We start from the raw sequence: 877 nt of genomic DNA on the forward strand, positions 1-877 counted from the left end.
CCGGGGCCGGGCAGCGGGCGCGGCAGCTGCGCGAGTCGGGCTGGACCGTGCTGCCCGCGGCGCCCGGCGCCTCGCTGCCCGCGCTGTGGCGGCAGGCGGCCGAGGAGCGCTCGTTGCCGTACGCGGCCGACGGCGGCGGTTCGTTCGGCGCCGGCGCCGATGCCGGCGCTGCGGACGGGGATGACGCGGGGCGGGTCGCGGCGGGCGGCACGGGCGCCAGGTCCGGAGGAGAGTCATGAGCGGCCGGGGAAAGCTCGCGCTGTGTGCGCTGCTCGCCACGCTGCTGGCGGCGTGCGCGCTGCTGCCGCTGGTCAGTTCGCCCGCCTGGCTGCTGGAGGCCGCCGTGATGGCGGCGCTCGTCAGCGGCGCGGGAGCGCTGATGCGCAGGGTACCGATGGCGCGTACGGTCACCGTCGTGCTCCAGGCGGTCCTGGTGGTGCTGATGCTGACGGTCGTGTTCGCGCACTCCGCAGCGCCGCTCGGCCTGGTGCCGACGCCCGATGTCTTCGAGCGGTTCGGGGCGCTGCTGACCTCGGGCGGCGACGACGTCACCCGCTACTCCATCCCGGCGCCGCCGACCGAGGGCATCAAGCTGATGCTCGTCGGCGGGGTGCTCGTCATCGGCCTCGCCGTGGACGCCATCGGGGTCACGTTCCGAGGCGCGGCCCCCGCGGGGCTGCCGCTGCTCGCCCTGTACGCGGTGGCCTCCGGGATTTCCGGCAGCACCGGCACCGCCGCGAGCTGGCTGTGGTTCCTGCTCGCCGCCGCCGGCTACCTGCTGCTGCTCCTCGCGGAGGGCGGCGACCGGCTGTCCCGCTGGGGCAGGGTCTTCGCGGGCCCGGCCCGGCCGGGGCGTCCGCCCGGCCCACCGTCGCGG

At 77.2% G+C, this 877-nt stretch carries 1 protein-coding gene and 1 pseudogene; both read left to right on the forward strand.

What is annotated here, in order from left to right:
* Positions 1 to 239: pseudogene (locus tag JFN87_RS33260) on the forward strand (DUF58 domain-containing protein); the annotation flags it as partial.
* Positions 236 to 877 (forward strand): transglutaminaseTgpA domain-containing protein (locus JFN87_RS33265; RefSeq protein ID WP_245182887.1); only part of this gene is annotated, 642 nt, incomplete at its 3' end. The pseudogene JFN87_RS33260 and the gene JFN87_RS33265, both read left to right, overlap by 4 nt.

This window comes from Streptomyces montanisoli, assembly GCF_017813245.1.
Lineage (GTDB): Bacteria > Actinomycetota > Actinomycetes > Streptomycetales > Streptomycetaceae > Streptomyces > Streptomyces montanisoli.